The 17,221-nt window shown below is 50.8% G+C and carries 15 protein-coding genes; 4 read left to right on the top strand and 11 right to left on the bottom strand.

The window, feature by feature from the left end:
* Positions 1–57: 57 nt before the first annotated feature.
* The 5 genes from OGX89_RS17230 to proB form a co-directional block, all read right to left on the bottom strand.
* Positions 58–735: an EcpB family pilus assembly chaperone gene (locus OGX89_RS17230; RefSeq protein ID WP_060682708.1), complete on the bottom strand. Its 678-nt coding sequence runs from the start codon at positions 733–735 to the stop codon at positions 58–60.
* A 52-nt stretch (positions 736–787) separates the two neighbouring features.
* On the bottom strand, positions 788–1,375 hold the full coding sequence (gene ecpA / locus OGX89_RS17225) for a common pilus major fimbrillin subunit EcpA (protein WP_126957806.1): 588 nt from the start codon (positions 1,373–1,375) through the stop codon (positions 788–790).
* A gap of 598 nt (positions 1,376–1,973) precedes the next feature.
* On the bottom strand, positions 1,974–2,693 hold the full coding sequence (locus OGX89_RS17220; protein ID WP_126957804.1) for a Crp/Fnr family transcriptional regulator: 720 nt from the start codon (positions 2,691–2,693) through the stop codon (positions 1,974–1,976).
* A gap of 278 nt (positions 2,694–2,971) precedes the next feature.
* Positions 2,972–4,222 carry a glutamate-5-semialdehyde dehydrogenase gene (gene proA, locus OGX89_RS17215; RefSeq protein WP_126957802.1) on the bottom strand — a complete coding sequence of 417 codons (1,251 nt, stop codon included), beginning with the start codon at positions 4,220–4,222 and terminating at the stop codon, positions 2,972–2,974.
* A gap of 11 nt (positions 4,223–4,233) precedes the next feature.
* Entirely contained in the window at positions 4,234–5,337 is a 1,104-nt protein-coding gene (proB, locus tag OGX89_RS17210; RefSeq protein WP_003031373.1) for a glutamate 5-kinase, read from the bottom strand.
* A 289-nt stretch (positions 5,338–5,626) separates the two neighbouring features.
* Between proB and phoE the strand changes: the two genes are divergently transcribed.
* Positions 5,627–6,682: a phosphoporin PhoE gene (phoE, locus tag OGX89_RS17205; RefSeq protein WP_003830831.1), complete on the top strand. Its 1,056-nt coding sequence runs from the start codon at positions 5,627–5,629 to the stop codon at positions 6,680–6,682.
* 57 nt (positions 6,683–6,739) lie between these two features.
* Here phoE and crl read toward each other — a convergent pair whose 3' ends face one another.
* The 3 genes from crl to gpt form a co-directional block, all read right to left on the bottom strand.
* Positions 6,740–7,141, bottom strand: a complete 402-nt coding sequence (gene crl / locus OGX89_RS17200; protein ID WP_003830830.1) for a sigma factor-binding protein Crl — start codon at positions 7,139–7,141, stop codon at positions 6,740–6,742.
* A gap of 57 nt (positions 7,142–7,198) precedes the next feature.
* Positions 7,199–8,443 (bottom strand): esterase FrsA, encoded by a 1,245-nt coding sequence (frsA, locus tag OGX89_RS17195; RefSeq protein WP_003830828.1) that lies wholly within the window; start codon positions 8,441–8,443, stop codon positions 7,199–7,201.
* 100 nt (positions 8,444–8,543) lie between these two features.
* Positions 8,544–9,002: a xanthine phosphoribosyltransferase gene (gpt, locus tag OGX89_RS17190; RefSeq protein WP_003031380.1), complete on the bottom strand. Its 459-nt coding sequence runs from the start codon at positions 9,000–9,002 to the stop codon at positions 8,544–8,546.
* Between the two features lie 261 nt (positions 9,003–9,263).
* Between gpt and pepD the strand changes: the two genes are divergently transcribed.
* A complete protein-coding gene (pepD, locus tag OGX89_RS17185) occupies positions 9,264–10,721 on the top strand; it encodes a cytosol nonspecific dipeptidase (RefSeq protein WP_003830826.1) in 1,458 nt (485 codons plus the stop codon).
* A 151-nt stretch (positions 10,722–10,872) separates the two neighbouring features.
* Here the strand turns inward: pepD and dinB are convergent, their stop codons facing one another.
* Positions 10,873–11,928: a DNA polymerase IV gene (gene dinB, locus OGX89_RS17180; RefSeq protein WP_003830824.1), complete on the bottom strand. Its 1,056-nt coding sequence runs from the start codon at positions 11,926–11,928 to the stop codon at positions 10,873–10,875.
* A gap of 331 nt (positions 11,929–12,259) precedes the next feature.
* Between dinB and dpaA the strand changes: the two genes are divergently transcribed.
* Complete coding sequence (gene dpaA, locus OGX89_RS17175) at positions 12,260–13,000, top strand: peptidoglycan meso-diaminopimelic acid protein amidase (RefSeq protein WP_003830823.1); 741 nt, start codon at positions 12,260–12,262, stop codon at positions 12,998–13,000.
* Here dpaA and OGX89_RS17170 read toward each other — a convergent pair.
* Positions 12,971–13,738 (bottom strand): class II glutamine amidotransferase, encoded by a 768-nt coding sequence (locus tag OGX89_RS17170; RefSeq protein WP_003031388.1) that lies wholly within the window; start codon positions 13,736–13,738, stop codon positions 12,971–12,973. The two genes, dpaA and OGX89_RS17170, sit on opposite strands and share 30 nt — an antisense overlap.
* 111 nt (positions 13,739–13,849) lie before the next feature.
* The gene (gene lpcA, locus OGX89_RS17165; RefSeq protein WP_003031390.1) at positions 13,850–14,431 is read right to left on the bottom strand and encodes a D-sedoheptulose 7-phosphate isomerase; all 582 of its coding nucleotides are present in this window, start codon (positions 14,429–14,431) and stop codon (positions 13,850–13,852) included.
* Between the two features lie 239 nt (positions 14,432–14,670).
* Between lpcA and fadE the strand changes: the two genes are divergently transcribed.
* Positions 14,671–17,115: an acyl-CoA dehydrogenase FadE gene (gene fadE, locus OGX89_RS17160; RefSeq protein ID WP_003830821.1), complete on the top strand. Its 2,445-nt coding sequence runs from the start codon at positions 14,671–14,673 to the stop codon at positions 17,113–17,115.
* Positions 17,116–17,221 lie beyond the last annotated feature (106 nt).

Genomic DNA, 17,221 nt, shown 5'->3' with positions numbered 1-17,221 from the left:
TGCATCCTTACAATCCGGTATTTTTATTTATCCCGTACAGATGGCTGCTATTGACCATCACTTCACTGTAATAAACTGCTTACCGTGCCAGATACCGATGCGTGAGCGGCTATTACTAATGTCGGTGAACTGCAGTTTTATTTTTGTACCTGGCATAATGTAATAACGTTCACGACAGCCCCGTCCCTGATCGCGAGCATTATCTTTGCAAGCTCCATAGGCGATTACTCGAAATGAAACATTGCCAGTATTGCTAATAACATCACCATTACGGTTATATTCAAAACGCTCTTTTCGCGGCGCAACGACCAAAATCGTGCCAATTTCTGCTGACGCTGTCGCAACAGCCAATTTATTGGCCCGGGTTTCCGCGCTCTCGGTGACCGGCTCATCTATCCATTGCAGACGATAATAACGCTCGACATCATCAACTGGCCCTTTATAAAAGAAGCGAAAAACATCCTTTGCCTGACCAGGCAGAATTAGATTGGCAGGCGTAGAGAGTAATTCCCCGGAATTAACGGGTTTTATTTCGACTCCGCCCGCTAAAGGTGATGACAGTTGTTTTACCGATACGCTGACATAACGAGCCGAATCTGTCGTATTAGTGATTTCTTTCGATAATGAACTCTCAGTAGAAGTCATTATCGACGTGATGTCACCGACGTTAATTGCCCAGCTGGAAAAAGAGATTACCAACCCTACCAACATTGCTGCCGGTAAATATTTATTCATGACACCATTCCTGATAAATTCGGGAGAATTTCTCCTCCCGAACCTTTATTTATTAGGCGGACGGAGTCGTCCAGGTTGCATTGAACTGTACTTTTACATCACCAGTCCAATAGCCGTCTGGCAGTGCAGAGTAATCCGTTACCGGCGTGCGACCATCAGAAGTCGCAGACGCAATGGTGAATTTGAAGTTAGATTGATCGCTGACGCGATCAGCACCGTTGTAAGCGCCATCAGCCATCAGGCTTTCAAGACCAGAAGTCGAGCTGGAATTTACCAGGACAGTATCTGATGAATTAGTCAACGCGGTGCCATTCCATGCCACCCCTACGTTCAGGGTAGACGCATCGCCACTGGCGTTGGTCAGAGTATTGCTAATAATCTGAGCGGTCAGTTCAAAATCAGTTGCCGTTTCCTGGCCCTGAATAGTCACATCAAACGCGCCATCCTGGGAGTTGAAGCCATTAAGACCTTCCGCATACTGGAAAGTCAAAGAGTTCAACGGAGTGACGACCAACATGCTGGTGGTATCTTTTGTTGCCGTCGCGTCCCACGAGGCCGTTGCAGAAGCAGTGACATCTGCCATTGCATTTGCCGCAACAAATACAGACGCCAGAGAGGTCACTAATAATAATTTTTTCATTTTTATCTTCTCCTAAGAACATACTCACCACCGAGTCTTATTATTAAGTCACTCCAGCGGTTCCATTAATTGCGAGCCAGAATTGCCGCGCCCCAAAATTATCATTTGAATTAAGTAACATCTCAACAAACCCTGAAACGCAAAAATTACAAAAAGACTAAGAATTTTCCCACTAAAACGATAATCTAAGAAGTTTCCTAAGTTTAATTTACTTAAATAACACCGTGAATCAGAACTATCACCCAAATAAATAAGGCAAATCAAACAATTCATCTTTTTTATGTTTTTGATAAATATCAAAAAGATCATACAAATACCACGAGAGCAAAACCCTTACAAAACATAAAGATAATTAACACCTCCATAGTTTCTCTATAATGCTTATTATTTGTTGCAATTATGCTAAATTTTTAACGCCGCAAGAAAATTCTCATGATATATCCATTTGCGCGGGAATATTCTTATAAAAAAATCATTCACCTACAGAAACTACATTCTAATTGATAATTATTTGACAAAATTAAAACCAGGAATTTTCCATATAAAATGAATATTCCTGGCTTATCAGGAGAGATAATGATTATCGTTAAATAGAAAATTAGATAAAACGTTTTAAACCAAGATAACTATTAATTGTTACGGTACGTACCCTATGTAAGGTAATCAGATTCTGCTGTTCAAGTGATTTTAATGAGCGGCTAACGGTTTCAATTTTAAGATCGAGATAACTGGCAATTTCGTCCCGAGAAAATGGCAAGCGAAGCGTCGTTTCTGGCCTGCCGATGCGCAAATGCATCTCGTAAAATTCCACCAGGAAAGCCGCGATCCTGGCCTCAGCATGTTTATTCGCATAGCGCCGCAGTTTTTCAACAATGAATCCATTGTCCCTGCAGAGAAACTTGATGACTGCGGCAGCAACCGAAGGCTCCTTATCTGCTACCTTGAACAACCGCGCAATATCAATGTGGCAAACCTCCGCAGCCGTTGTCGCCTTAATCGTTGTCAGGTACTTCCCCCCTTCGACAGCATCCAGCGCCATGATATCTCCCGGAACATAAAAGCGGCTGATAAAAACGTTATCGCCACATTCCACGCTGGACTTGCAGTACCCCTCATGGATAACAAAAAGCATATCCGCGGTTTCATCCTGTCGGGCGAGTATCTCCCCAGCTTTAAACCGCCTTCTTTTGTCTATTAATTTGTATTGATTATTACGATCAATCGCCGCTCCCTTTGGGCACAGCGAACAATGACGGGGAGGAAACGGGTTGCCAAGCGGCACAACAGGAATGCTAAGTTTGTGAATATCCGATTTCACGCAACAACTCCTCATAAAAATGAGATTGATTCTAATAGATCGGGCCATAGGAACAATACGTGAAACGAAGACCAGGAAAATTCATGCAGGCAGGGAAAATTCTGTGATACGCCGCCTTTCTGGCGCCAGAGAATGCATAGGTCAGAACCAGACTGGTGCGGATGATGTTAAAAACACAGGATAAAAAATACGGCAGCGGGATGAAGGTTAGAATTAACTGGGTGATGCCTTAATGGCCTTTTAAATCAGATGGCTATTATTGCATCACCCAGTTTCAATTATGCACGAACCGTGTCGTCACCGAAGCCAATCCACTTATATGTGGTCAGTGCTTCCAGTCCCATTGGGCCACGTGCGTGCAGTTTTTGCGTGCTCACCGCCACTTCCGCACCCAGTCCGAACTGGCCGCCATCGGTAAAACGAGTAGAGGCGTTTACATACACGGCAGAAGAGTCCACTTCATTCACGAAACGGTTGGCGTTGCTGAGCGTGCGCGTCAGTATGGCGTCCGAGTGCTGGGTGCCGTGTTCGCGAATATGGGCGATAGCGCCATCCATATTTTCGACCACCACAACATTCAGATCCAGAGACAGAAACTCGTTATCCAGCTCTTCCGGTTTCAGTGACACCAGTTTGGCAGGGCCATGCAGTACCTGCATCACGATTTCATCACCGTGCAGCGTAACACCGCTATCCGCCATCTTTTGGCTTAACGCAGGCAGAAAATGCTCAGCAATATCCTGATGCACCAGCAGAGTTTCTACGGTGTTACAGGTGCTTGGACGCTGCGTTTTGGCGTTAACGATAATCTTCAGGGCCGGGTCGATCTCCGCGGTATCATCAACATAAATATGGCATACGCCAATGCCACCGGTGATGACCGGGATAGTCGACTGCTCACGGCACAGCTTATGCAGGCCCGCGCCTCCGCGAGGGATCAGCATATCGATGTACTTATCCATCCGCAGCATTTCAGCGACCAACGCGCGGTCCGGGTTATCAATTGACTGTACGGCAGCCGCGGGTAAACCGCAGGCTTCCAGCGCCTTTTGGATAACAGCCACGGTCGCCGCGTTGGTCCGGTAGGTCTCTTTCCCACCGCGCAGAATCACCGCATTGCCGGTTTTCAGGCACAGGGAGGCAACGTCAACGGTGACGTTTGGACGCGCTTCATAAATCACGCCAATCACGCCCAGCGGGACGCGACGACGCTCCAGACGCAGACCGCTATCCAGCAGGCCGCCGTCAATCACCTGCCCTACCGGGTCGGCAAGATTACAGACCTGGCGCACATCGTCAGCAATCGCTTTCAGACGTGCCGGCGTCAGCGCCAGGCGGTCGAGCATCGCTTCGCTCAGGCCGTTGGCTCGCGCCTGCTCAACATCTTGTATGTTCGCGCTGAGGATGCTTTCCGTTTGCGCTTCCAGCTCATCAGCAATGGTTTCCAGTACGCGATTTTTTTCGCGACTGGAGAGCAGCGCCAGCTTGTATGACGCTGCTTTGGCAGCAATGCCCATTTGTTCCAGCATATGCCTGTTCCTTAACGGGTGATCATGTCGTCGCGATGGACAGCAACCGGACCGTATTCGTAGCCCAGGATGGTGTCGATCTGTTGTGAGTGATGTCCGGCAATACGGCGCAGCGCGTCGCTGTTATAGCGGGTGACGCCGTGGGCAATATCGCGCCCTTCGAGATTGCAGATGCGGATCACTTCACCACGAGAAAAGTTACCTGTCACGCTTTTAATGCCTTTTGGCAGTAATGAGCTGCCGCGTTCCAGAATTGCTGCGGTCGCGCCCTCATCGACGGTAATCTCCCCGGCAGGCGGCGCGCCAAAGATCCAGCGTTTACGGTTCTCCAGCGGAGAGGCCTGAGCATGAAAACGCGTCCCAACGGAAACGCCTTCCATCACGTCGCCAATCACGCCCGGCTTGCTGCCTGCGGCAATAATGGTGTCAATCCCGGCGCGGCACGCGACATCGGCGGCCTGCAGTTTTGTGCCCATGCCGCCGGTTCCCAGACCTGAGACGCTATCCCCGGCAATGGCGCGCAACGCATCATCAATGCCGTGTACGTCTTTAATCAGCTCAGCCTGTGGGTTGGTGCGTGGATCGGCGGTGAACAGCCCCTGCTGATCGGTCAACAGCAGCAGCTTATCGGCTCCAGCCAGAATTGCCGCCAGCGCGGAGAGGTTGTCGTTATCGCCGACTTTAATCTCAGCGGTCGCTACGGCGTCATTCTCATTAATGACAGGAACAATGTTGTTATCCAGCAGCGCGCGGAGCGTATCGCGGGCATTGAGGAAGCGCTCTCTGTCTTCCATATCTGCACGCGTCAGCAGCATCTGCCCGATATGAATACCGTAGATCGAGAACAGCTGTTCCCACAGTTGAATCAGTCGGCTCTGCCCGACCGCCGCCAACAGCTGTTTCGAAGCTATCGTTGCCGGGAGCTCCGGGTAACCAAGATGCTCACGTCCGGCGGCAATCGCACCAGAGGTAACGATAACAATACGATGCCCTGCGGCATGGAGCTGCGCGCACTGGCGAACCAGCTCTACGATGTGGGCGCGGTTCAGGCGGCGGGATCCGCCCGTTAACACACTGGTGCCAAGTTTTACCACCAGCGTCTGGCTGTCACTCATGATTCTCTGCCATTCAAAATTGGGGAAAATGATATCAAACGAACGTTTTAGCAGGACTGGCCCCGGTTGCCAACAACCAGCGCACAAAGCATGAAATTTTATTGCGCAGGATCAGCAAGCGTAGCGGCAGATTTTGACGCATTTATTACAGAAACAAAAAAACATCCTTTTTTAAAAATATTCTTACTTTGTCATAAAACGTTCATTGCCAGACGTTAAAAACCCTCCTGTCTTTTAACGGGGATCACACCCAGTGAATATTAGCGCGTACTTTTAATCAGGAATGAAAATGAAAAAGAGCACTCTGGCATTAGTGGTGATGGGAATTGTTGCGTCGGCATCCGTACAGGCGGCGGAAGTGTATAACAAGAATGGTAATAAGCTAGACTTGTACGGCAAAGTAAAAGCCATGCATTACATGACGGATTATGACAGCAAAGATGGTGACCAAAGCTATATCCGTTTAGGTTTTAAAGGCGAAACGCAAATTAACGATCAACTAACCGGTTATGGTCGTTGGGAAGCAGAGTTTGCCGGCAATAAAGCTGAAAGCGACTCTAACCAACAAAAAACACGTCTGGCCTTCGCCGGTGTGAAATTAAAAGATTTTGGCTCGTTTGATTATGGTCGTAACCTGGGCGCGCTGTATGACGTGGAAGCCTGGACCGATATGTTCCCGGAATTCGGTGGTGACTCCTCCGCACAGACCGATAACTTTATGACCAAACGCGCCAGCGGTCTGGCAACTTACCGTAACACCGACTTTTTCGGCGTCGTGGATGGCCTGGATCTGACCCTGCAATACCAGGGTAAAAACCAGGATCGTGATGTGAAAAAACAGAACGGCGACGGTTTTGGTACTTCCGTTACCTATGACTTTGGCGGCAGCGATTTCGCGGTGAGCGGCGCTTATACCAACTCTGATCGTACCAACCAGCAGAATCTGCAAACTCGTGGTACGGGTGATAAAGCTGAAGCCTGGGCGACCGGCTTAAAATATGATGCTAACGATATTTATATTGCGACGTTCTATTCTGAAACACGCAATATGACGCCAATTTCCGGCGGCTTCGCCAATAAAACACAGAACTTCGAAGCGGTTGTTCAGTACCAGTTTGACTTTGGTCTGCGTCCGTCACTGGGTTATGTACTTTCTAAAGGGAAAGATATTGAAGGCGTCGGCAATGAAGACCTGGTGAATTATATCGACGTGGGCGCAACATATTATTTCAACAAAAATATGTCCGCGTTTGTTGACTATAAAATCAACCAGCTGGATAGCGATAATAAACTGGGCATCAACGATGATGACATCGTTGCTGTCGGTATGGTCTACCAGTTTTGATATAGCATAAAAAAATGCCGGATGGGGTTGCGCCGCCATCCGGCATTTCACTGTTCATTATGCCGTTAACTTAACCGGTTCATCCTTAAAGCCGTCAGCAGGTTCCAGCGCCAGATTCAGCGTCGTTAACAAGCCACGTAATTTTTCATGGAATTCACGTAAGGTGTATTCCAGTCGCTCTACCACTTCAGTCTCTTTCACCGGCACCGCCGTCCAGTTACCGTCTTTATCAAACAAACCAAACTGATAGCTGTACGTGAAGCGTTTTTCCTGCGCCTCCAGTTCCATCCACCAGCCCCAGAACTCGCGTTTCTCAGGGGCGGGTTTCACGTTGACGCAAACAGCCAGACAATCGAAAAAAAATCGATTATCTTCGCACTGCCCTTCCCGGATATACGGGCCAAGCGCGGTGAATTTCTTGATCAATCTACTTTTCGGATGCCCACTCGGTAACGTCATTACGATCTCCTTAGGTGAAGCACCTGTTTTACCAAATCGATAAAATTTAGCAAACTTTTAACACAATCTCTGATTGATCCAACCGGTTATTTCCTGCAGCCCTTTGTCAAAATTGCGATACACCGGGTTGAAGGGGATCTCCAGTAGCTTACCGTCTGAAGATGAAGATGTGATTAAACGTGACTCTTCTTCCGGACTAAACGGATCATTCTTCCAGAATCCCGAGAGCATTGGCGTCGGGCAGCGTCGCCCCAGCAGGCCCTGCACTTTTAATGAATAGCGATTTAGCTCAACGCGCAGCGCTTCATCGGAGGCGTCATGCATCCCCAGGCGGCTAGCCAGTACATCAAGGTACATTTCCGGGACGCTCGCCTGACGCTGCGGGTCGCTAAGCAGCGCATGAACCACTGGCCCCAGACAGGCCACCGCCTTCAGACGCGATGATTCCAGATACGCCAGACGTACCGCTACGTTAGCGCCAAAGCGGAAACCGAAGGCCGCCACGCGGGTGTGATCCACCCAGGGAACATTAGGCAGCGCTTTTAATACATGCTGATGCAGCAGGCTGGAATCCTGAGTCAGTTTCCATTTTGACGAGAACCCGACCGACGGCATATCCAGCGTCAGCATGGCAATACCGCGCGGGGCAAAGTAGCGCTCATACAGACTGTAATAATCCGTTTGCATGGAATCGAGGCCACCGCACATCAGCACCGTCGGGAACGGACCGTCGCCTTTTGGCATATGTAAGAATCCGGTGATCGGCGCACCGCCGGTAACAGCAAACTCCATCTCACGCAGCGTGCCCGGCAATCGCTGTGCGGCCTCTTCATAGGCGCGATTGGCTAAAGCCTGTGCCTGCTCTGCCAGCTCATCGCCTTTCAGGTGTGGGTAAGCGGCAATGTTGTACAACGTAGACGCATGCAGCCAGTGACGTCCGCTCACTTGCGGATCCTCTTCCATAGACGCTTTCTGTTGCCAGTCCATCGCCTGCTTCGCCCACTCATAGATCCAGTTCCCACCGCGATAGCCGATAACCGTATCGTAGAGTTCTTTATCTGTACGCTCGGCTTCGCTCATCACGATACGTGCCTGCACCTCAAGGATTTCACGCGGGTCGACGCCGCGCCAGATCCACATCAGGCGATTCACCATGCGATACCAGTGCGGAATGGTTTTGCCATCCAGGGCGGATTGTACGGACGGCTGCGCGCCGTGATTAAAACGACGAACCAGTGTTGACGTTTCAGGGTGTTTGAAGCGGGGTTTAAACAGGACTTCGCTGAGGTTAGCCTGTGACATGATTGCAGCCTCCATGAGTACTCACTAAGGCATAGTGTAACCTGACACAGCACAAAAAGAACAACGCCCGGCAAATGCCAGGCGTTGAAAACTTTTTAGATTAGCGACCTGAGATCGGCGGGACGAACACCACGCCCATATCCCACGGCTGCTCAATCCAGGTATCCTGAGGGATATCAACAACATAATCATTCACCAGCGGGCGACCAGCCGGCTTAGCGAAGATAGTGACGAAATGCGCTTTAGGATACATTTCGCGGATCGCAACGGCGGTCCCACCGGTGTCAACCAGGTCATCGATTACGATGAAACCTTCACCGTCGCCTTCGGCACGCTTCAGCACTTTCAGTTCGCGCTGATTGTCGTGATCGTAGCTGGAGATGCATACGGTATCGACATGACGAATACCCAATTCACGCGCCAGCAATGCGCCCGGCACCAGACCACCACGGCTAACGGCAATAATGCCTTTCCATTGTTCAGAAGGCATCAAGCGGCTTGCCAGTTTACGTGCATGGATCTGCAACATGTCCCAGGTGACGACGTATTTTTCGCTCATGTGAAGTGTCCCAGCCTGTTTATCTACGGCTTAAAAAGTGTTCGAGGGGGAAATAGGTTGCGCGAGATTATAGAGATCTGACGCACTAAAAACCAGTGTTTCGCGGAATCCGCGCCTCTTTTTGCATGCTTTATGCTAGCCGTCAGCGGAGAAAGTGGTATTCTCAATCGCATCGCGCAAGCCTGACTTGTGGTGTTTTTAATTCTGCTAACCCCGTGGCCTGCAAGCAAGTTTTGTAGGACATCGCCAAGGAGACTCAACGTGTCTGAACTGTCTCAATTATCCCCGCAACCGCTATGGGATATTTTTGCCAAAATCTGTTCTATTCCTCATCCGTCCTATCATGAAGAGCAGCTCGCTGAACACATTCTGAGCTGGGCCCAAGAGAAAGGTTTCCACGTCGAGCGCGATCAAGTCGGTAATATCCTGATTCGCAAACCCGCTACCGCAGGCATGGAAAACCGCAAGCCGGTCGTTCTGCAGGCGCACCTGGATATGGTCCCGCAGAAAAACAACGACACCGTGCACGACTTCACTAAAGATCCTATCCAGCCTTATATTGACGGCGAATGGGTGAAAGCCCGTGGCACCACGCTGGGTGCGGATAACGGCATCGGTATGGCGTCTGCGCTGGCCGTTCTGGCTGATGACAGCGTGGTACACGGTCCGCTGGAAGTGCTGCTGACCATGACCGAAGAAGCGGGTATGGATGGCGCGTTTGGTCTGCAGGCTAACTGGCTGCAGGCAGATATCCTGATCAACACCGACTCAGAAGAAGAAGGTGAGATCTACATGGGTTGCGCAGGCGGTATCGACTTTACCTCTAACCTGCCGCTGTCCCGTGAAGCAATCCCGGCTGGATTCCAGAGCTTTAAGCTGACGTTAAAAGGCCTGAAAGGCGGTCACTCCGGCGGCGAAATCCACGTGGGTCTCGGTAACGCGAACAAACTGCTGGTACGCTTCCTGGCGGGCCACGCTGAAGAGCTGGATCTGCGTCTGGTTGATTTCAACGGCGGTACGCTGCGCAACGCGATTCCGCGTGAAGCCTTTGCCACCCTCGCCGTGGCTGCAGATAAAGTTGATGCGTTAAAAGCGCTGGTCAACACCTATCAGGAAATCCTGAAAAACGAACTGGAAGCCAAAGAGAAGAACCTGGCTCTGCTGCTGGATGCCGTAGCTCAAGACAAAGCCGCGCTGACCGCTCAGTCTCGCGACAGCTTTGTGCGTCTGCTGAACGCCACCCCGAACGGTGTAATCCGCAACTCTGACGTCGCCAAAGGCGTGGTAGAGACCTCTCTGAACGTCGGTGTTGTCACCATGACTGACGACAACGTTGAAATTCACTGCCTGATCCGTTCCCTGATCGACAGCGGTAAAGACTACGTGGTGAGCATGCTGGATTCACTGGGTAAACTGGCTGGCGCGAAAACCCAGGCAAAAGGCGGATACCCAGGCTGGCAGCCGGATGCTAACTCTCCGGTTATGCACCTGGTTCGTGAAACCTATCAGCGTCTGTTCAATAAAACACCGAATATCCAGATCATCCACGCTGGTCTGGAATGTGGTCTGTTCAAGAAACCGTATCCAGATATGGACATGGTTTCCATCGGGCCAACTATCACCGGTCCACACTCCCCGGATGAGCAGGTTCATATCGAAAGCGTCGGCCATTACTGGACGCTGCTGACTGAACTGCTGAAGTCTATTCCGGCGAAGTAAGATTCTGCGCTAAATGTCGGATGACGCTACGTTTATCTGGCCTACATGCTGATTTGTAGGCCGGATAAAGTTGTTACGTAGCCATCTGGCCTGCACGCTGGTTTGTAGGCCGGATAAGGCGTTTACGCCGACATCCGGCAATTGTTCTGAGTCACAGCCCCAACAGTAGCTGTCTTTCCATTTGTGGATCCAGCAGCGTGACGTGTAATCCCACCAGCCTGACGCCTCGCCCTCCCCTACGCTCGTCCCAGGTCTTGCGCGCTGTCGTAATTAAGTCATCTTTATTTAAGCGCGGCCAGACGTGCTCCTGCGTAGTCTGCTGAAAATCATTAAACTTGAGTTTTATCCCCTGGCGAGCGATCAGCAGATCCGGTTTAACCTTTGCCAGACGCCGTTCCAGTTCGGGATAGAGCCGTTCTATTATCGCCTCACACTCCGACCACTCGTGAATATCTTCCGCCAGCGTACGCTCCACGCCGACGGATTTACGCAGCCTGTCGTTGTTAACGTCCCGTTCGTCAATCCCCTGACTGCGCTCCCACAGCACGCGACCAAACTTGCCGAAGCGTTTGAGCAGCATTGCCAGGTCGTATTTTTGAACATCTTCGCAGGTACGTAATCCCATTGATTCCAGCTTAGCGGCGGAGACTTTGCCAACGCCGGGAATTTTGCCTAACGGTAATGTTCTGAGAAATTCAGGAACATCGGCAGGGGTAATCACATATTGCCCATTGGGTTTGTTGAGATCGGAAGCTATTTTTGCCAGAAATTTTACCGGCGCAATTCCGGCAGAGGCGGTTAACTGTAACTCGTTAAAAATTGTCTGGCGGATTTCCTGAGCGATCAGCGTAGCTGAGCCGTGGCAGTGGGTGCTGTCGGTCACATCCAGATAGGCTTCATCCAGCGAAAGTGGTTCTATCAGCGAGGTATAGCGGGAGAAAATAGCCTGAATCTGGCGGGAGGCTTCTTTATAGGCCTCGTAACGACCAGGTAATAAAGTGAGATGCGGACACAGCTTTAATGCCATTCCAGTTGGCATTGCGCTACGCACGCCAAATTTGCGCGCCGGGTAATTGGCCGTGCTGATGACCCCCCGACGTTCTCGACTGCCGCCAATAGCAATGGGAATATCACGCAGGGCGGGGTTGTCGCGCATTTCCACCGCCGCGAAAAAGCAGTCCATATCGACATGTATGATTTTACGCATCGTTTGTCTCCCACATTACTGTTTAAGTATACAGTATTTTTATGTTGTGAGAAGTCTGGTTGTACCTAATGCTGAGCCGTTCCTGACCCATTATCCATCCAGCACGATTAAGACCCAATGAAGCGCAGTAACCAGCAAAATACGGCAGTGTCTGACTGCCTTTAAGCGCAATTTTCCGTATAAAGAAAAACTAAAGTGTAAACGCCGCACGAGAGACTTGCGAAAAACTCTCTTGGTGCTAATGTGAGCGCTCCAGATCCAGATTTATCCGATTTGGGGATTCTTTTTGCCGTCCTGGCGTGTGTGATCGTTTTATCAAGGAATAAGCAGTATGCGTAAAATCGCATTTTTTCTTGCGATGCTTTTATTGCCGTGCGTTTCATTTGCCGGTTTGCTGAGCAGCAGCAGCCCGACTACGCCTGTCAGCAAAGAATATAAGCAGCAATTAATGGGCTCCCCCGTTTATATCCAGATCTTCAAAGAAGAGCGAACCTTGGATCTGTACGTCAAGATGGGCGAACAGTATCAATTGCTCGACAGTTATAAGATCTGTAATTATTCCGGTGGCTTAGGTCCGAAGCAGCGTCAGGGTGATTTCAAAAGTCCGGAAGGGTTTTACAGCGTTCAGCGTGGACAGCTGAAACCAGATAGTCGCTTTTATAAAGCGATTAACATTGGTTTCCCTAATGCCTATGACCGCGCACACGGTTATGAAGGTAAGTACCTGATGATCCACGGTGCCTGTGTTTCCGTCGGCTGCTACGCAATGACCGACAACGGCATTGATGAGATTTTCCAGTTTGTGACCGGTGCTCTGGTGTTCGGGCAGTCCAGCGTACAGGTTAGCATTTACCCGTTCCGCATGACCGATGCCAACATGCAGCGCCATAAGTTCTCGTATTACAAAGATTTCTGGGCCCAGTTAAAGCCGGGATACGATTACTTTGAACAAACACGTAAACCACCGACTGTCTCTGTCGTCGATGGTCGTTACGTCGTCAGCAAGCCGTTGAGTCACGAAGTGGTTCAGCCGCAACTGGCATCAAACTACACGCTCCCCGAGACAAAATAATGCCCACTCGCCTGGCATAATCTTTTGCCAGGTTTCATTGCCGGTTAACGGTTGAGTGGCAATCACGGTGACCACATCATTGGGTGTGGTCTCTGAGCTAAAATCGATTTCCACATCCTGATCCAGCAATGTCGCCACGCCAAACGGCGCACGACGCGTGATCCAAAACAGGTTGGTCGAACAGAAGGCCATCACATAGCGTCCGTCAGACAACAGCATGTTGAAGACGCCCTTCTCCCGCAGTTCTCCTGCCAGCATCGCGATATATTTAAACACTGCCGTCATATTGCCAGGCGTGCGCGGATAACGCTCCGTCAGCTTGTGGAGCAGCCAGCAGAAAGCTTTTTCGCTGTCGGTTTCCCCGACCGGGCGGAAATTTCCGGTTTCCAGCGATTTATAGCCACTGAGCTGTCCATTATGAGCATAGGTCCAGTTACGCCCCCACAGTTCGCGGGTAAAGGGATGGGTATTTTCCAACGCCACTTCGCCACGGTTCGCCTGACGAATATGGGCAATCACGGAACAGGATTTGATGGGGTAGTCTTGTACCAGTTTGGCGATAGGCGAATTAAAGCTAGGTTGCGGATCTTTAAACGTACGGCAGCCCTTACCTTCATAAAACGTAATACCCCAGCCGTCTTTGTGCGGCCCAGTCCCTCCGCCGCGCTGAACCAGCCCAGTGAAGCTAAAGCAGATATCGGTTGGCACATTGGCGCTCATCCCGAGCAGTTCGCACATACATCACCTACCTTAAAACCGTGAACTGCCTGATGGCGCTGCGCTTATCAGGCCTACGTGGTGCTCATGTAGGCCGGATAAGGCTTCAGCCACCATCCGGCAATCATCTTCTTATGGTTTAACCATCTCTTTTTCGATCAGCTGGATCAGGATATGGATCACTTTGATATGAATTTCCTGAATACGGTCGGCGTAGCCAAAGTGCGGCACGCGAATTTCAATATCTGCGCTGCCCGCCATTTTGCCGCCATCTTTACCGGTCAGGGTGATCACTTTCATCCCTTTCTCACGCGCTGCGGCAATCGCTTTAATTACGTTACCGGAATTACCCGAAGTCGAAATGCCTAACAGGACATCACCTTCACGACCCACGGCTTCTACGTAGCGAGAGAACACATAATCGTAACCAAAATCGTTGCTGACGCAGGAGATATGGCTAACGTCAGAGATTGCAATAGCAGGGTAACCAGGACGGTTTTCACGATAGCGTCCGGTCAGCTCTTCAGCAAAGTGCATCGCGTCGCAATGGGAACCGCCGTTACCGCAAGAAAGCACCTTACCGCCCGCTTTAAAGCTGTCTGCCAACAGAACTGCCGCGCGCTGAATGGCGTGAATATTGGCGTCATCTTTAAGAAAATTAGCCAGCGTTTCCGCCGCTTCGCTCAGTTCGTTACGAATAAGATCCTGGTACATGAGGATATCCTTCAGCATGAATGTAAATGACAAGACGCAGTGTACCGGATAGCGCTACCAGCGAGAAGTACAAGCCACAGGAATGGCTGTCGCTTTTGATTTTTTGTGCCGGTTAAAACAGCAACAATGTGAGCTTTGTTGTAATTATTTTGTAAACACATTGCTAAAAGAATTTACATCCACTACAAACATATCATCACAAGTGGTCAGACCTCCTACAAGCAAGGGAGCTTTTCGTTATGATGATTTTGAGTATTATCGCTACGGTTGTTCTGCTCAGCGTTCTGTTTTATCACCGCGTGAGCTTATTCCTCAGCAGCTTAATTTTGCTCGCCTGGACGGCTGCGCTTGGCGTGGCTGGCCTGTGGTCAGTCTGGCTGCTGGTTCCTCTGGCCATTATTCTCGTACCGTTTAACTTTACGCCGATGCGCAAATCCATGATCTCTGCGCCGGTGTTCCGCGGTTTCCGTAAAGTCATGCCACCGATGTCGCGTACTGAGAAAGAAGCGATTGATGCGGGTACAACCTGGTGGGAAGGTGACCTGTTCCAGGGCAAGCCTGACTGGAAAAAACTGCATAACTATCCTCAACCGCATCTGACCGCTGAAGAACAGGCGTTTATTGATGGTCCAGTGGAAGAAGCGTGCCGCATGGCGAACGACTTCCAGATAACCCATGAACTCGCGGATCTGCCGCCGGAACTGTGGGCATATCTGAAAGAACACCGCTTCTTCGCGATGATCATTAAGAAAGAGTACGGCGGGCTGGAATTCTCAGCATATGCTCAGGCTCGCGTTCTGCAGAAACTCTCCGGTGTTTCCGGGATCCTGGCGATCACCGTTGGCGTACCTAACTCATTAGGCCCAGGCGAACTGCTGCAACATTACGGCACCGAAGAGCAGAAAAATCATTACCTGCCGCGCCTGGCTCGCGGTCAGGAGATCCCATGCTTTGCTCTGACCAGCCCGGAAGCAGGCTCCGACGCAGGCGCCATCCCTGATACCGGTGTGGTCTGTATGGGCGACTGGCAGGGCCAGCAGGTGTTGGGTATGCGCCTGACCTGGAACAAACGTTATATTACGCTGGCGCCTATCGCCACGGTACTGGGTCTGGCATTTAAACTCTCTGACCCGGAAAAACTGCTGGGTGGTGAAGAAGATCTCGGTATTACCTGTGCGCTGATCCCAACCTCAACCCCGGGCGTACAAATTGGGCGTCGTCACTTCCCGCTGAACGTGCCGTTCCAGAACGGTCCGACCCTCGGTAAAGATGTGTTTGTACCGATTGATTACATCATCGGTGGTCCGAAAATGGCCGGTCAGGGCTGGCGCATGCTGGTGGAATGTCTGTCTGTGGGACGTGGTATTACCCTGCCGTCTAACTCGACGGGCGGCGTGAAATCGGTCGCGATGGCCACCGGCGCGTATGCACACATTCGTCGCCAGTTCAAAATCTCCATCGGTAAGATGGAAGGTATTGAAGAACCGTTGGCACGTATTGCCGGTAACGCCTACGTGATGGACGCTGCGGCATCACTGATTACCTACGGCATTATGCTGGGTGAAAAACCGGCGGTGCTGTCGGCTATCGTGAAATATCACTGTACCCACCGCGGGCAGCAGTCAATCATCGATGCGATGGATATCACTGGCGGTAAAGGCATTATGCTTGGCGAAAGCAACTTCCTCGCCCGCGCTTATCAAGGTGCGCCAATCGCCATTACCGTAGAAGGTGCCAACATTCTGACCCGTAGCATGATGATCTTCGGTCAGGGTGCGATTCGCTGCCATCCGTATGTTCTGGAAGAGATGGCTGCGGCACAGAGTAACGATGTGAATGCGTTCGACAAGCTGCTGTTCAAACACATCGGTCACGTTGGCAGTAACAAAGTACGCAGCTTCTGGCTTGGTCTGACACGTGGCTTAACCAGCAGCACGCCAACCGGCGATGCGACCAAACGTTACTACCAGCACCTGAACCGCTTGAGCGCCAACCTGGCATTGCTTTCAGATGTGTCCATGGCCGTACTGGGTGGCAGTCTGAAGCGTCGTGAACGTATCTCCGCGCGTCTGGGCGATGTGTTAAGTCAGCTGTATCTGGCCTCCGCGGTACTGAAACGTTATGACGATGAAGGCCGTAATGAAGCGGACCTGCCGTTGGTTCACTGGGGCGTTCAGGATGCGTTGTACAAAGCGGAACAGGCGATGGACGATCTGCTGAAAAACTTCCCGAACCGTCTGGTCGCGGGCTTGCTGAACGTGGTTATCTTCCCGACCGGTCGCCACTATGATGCTCCGTCTGACAAGCTGGACCATAAAGTCGCGAAGATTTTGCAGGTTCCGAGCGCGACTCGTTCTCGTATTGGTCGTGGTCAATATCTGACGCCAAGCGAGCATAACCCGGTTGGTTTGCTGGAAGAGGCGCTGCTGGACGTGATTGCAGCCGACCCTATCCACCAGCGGATCTGTAAAGAGTTGGGTAAAAACCTGCCATTTACCCGCCTCGACGAACTGGCGCACAATGCGCTGGCGAAAGGGCTGATTGATAAAGATGAAGCCGCGATTCTGGTGAAAGCCGAAGCGAGCCGACTGCGCAGTATCAACGTGGATGACTTTGAACCCGAGGAGCTGGCGACTCAGCCGGTAAAGCTGCCAGAGAAAGTGCGTAAAGTCGAAGCCGCATAACGATATACGCACAACGTTTAGCCCCGCTTAATGCGGGGCTTTTTATTGCCACATTTTCATTAATGCTCATGCTACAGTGTCAAAATGTTGTTCAACGAGGAGCCTC

Source organism: Citrobacter sp. Cpo103, from assembly GCF_030332605.1.
GTDB classification, from domain to species: Bacteria; Pseudomonadota; Gammaproteobacteria; order Enterobacterales; family Enterobacteriaceae; genus Citrobacter; species Citrobacter portucalensis.
Note: the sequence above shows the minus strand (reverse complement) of the source record. Positions and strands in the feature narration are given on the sequence as shown.

What these genes read in the sequence shown, in the direction of transcription:
- OGX89_RS17230 (WP_060682708.1), bottom strand. Translation starts at nt 735, where the DNA reads ATGAATAAATATTTACCGGCAGCAATGTTGGTAGGGTTGGTAATCTCT.
- ecpA (WP_126957806.1), bottom strand. Translation starts at nt 1,375, where the DNA reads ATGAAAAAATTATTATTAGTGACCTCTCTGGCGTCTGTATTTGTTGCG.
- proA (WP_126957802.1), bottom strand. Translation starts at nt 4,222, where the DNA reads ATGCTGGAACAAATGGGCATTGCTGCCAAAGCAGCGTCATACAAGCTG.
- proB (WP_003031373.1), bottom strand. Translation starts at nt 5,337, where the DNA reads ATGAGTGACAGCCAGACGCTGGTGGTAAAACTTGGCACCAGTGTGTTA.
- phoE (WP_003830831.1), top strand. Translation starts at nt 5,627, where the DNA reads ATGAAAAAGAGCACTCTGGCATTAGTGGTGATGGGAATTGTTGCGTCG.
- crl (WP_003830830.1), bottom strand. Translation starts at nt 7,141, where the DNA reads ATGACGTTACCGAGTGGGCATCCGAAAAGTAGATTGATCAAGAAATTC.
- frsA (WP_003830828.1), bottom strand. Translation starts at nt 8,443, where the DNA reads ATGTCACAGGCTAACCTCAGCGAAGTCCTGTTTAAACCCCGCTTCAAA.
- gpt (WP_003031380.1), bottom strand. Translation starts at nt 9,002, where the DNA reads ATGAGCGAAAAATACGTCGTCACCTGGGACATGTTGCAGATCCATGCA.
- dinB (WP_003830824.1), bottom strand. Translation starts at nt 11,928, where the DNA reads ATGCGTAAAATCATACATGTCGATATGGACTGCTTTTTCGCGGCGGTG.
- dpaA (WP_003830823.1), top strand. Translation starts at nt 12,260, where the DNA reads ATGCGTAAAATCGCATTTTTTCTTGCGATGCTTTTATTGCCGTGCGTT.
- OGX89_RS17170 (WP_003031388.1), bottom strand. Translation starts at nt 13,738, where the DNA reads ATGTGCGAACTGCTCGGGATGAGCGCCAATGTGCCAACCGATATCTGC.
- lpcA (WP_003031390.1), bottom strand. Translation starts at nt 14,431, where the DNA reads ATGTACCAGGATCTTATTCGTAACGAACTGAGCGAAGCGGCGGAAACG.
- fadE (WP_003830821.1), top strand. Translation starts at nt 14,671, where the DNA reads ATGATGATTTTGAGTATTATCGCTACGGTTGTTCTGCTCAGCGTTCTG.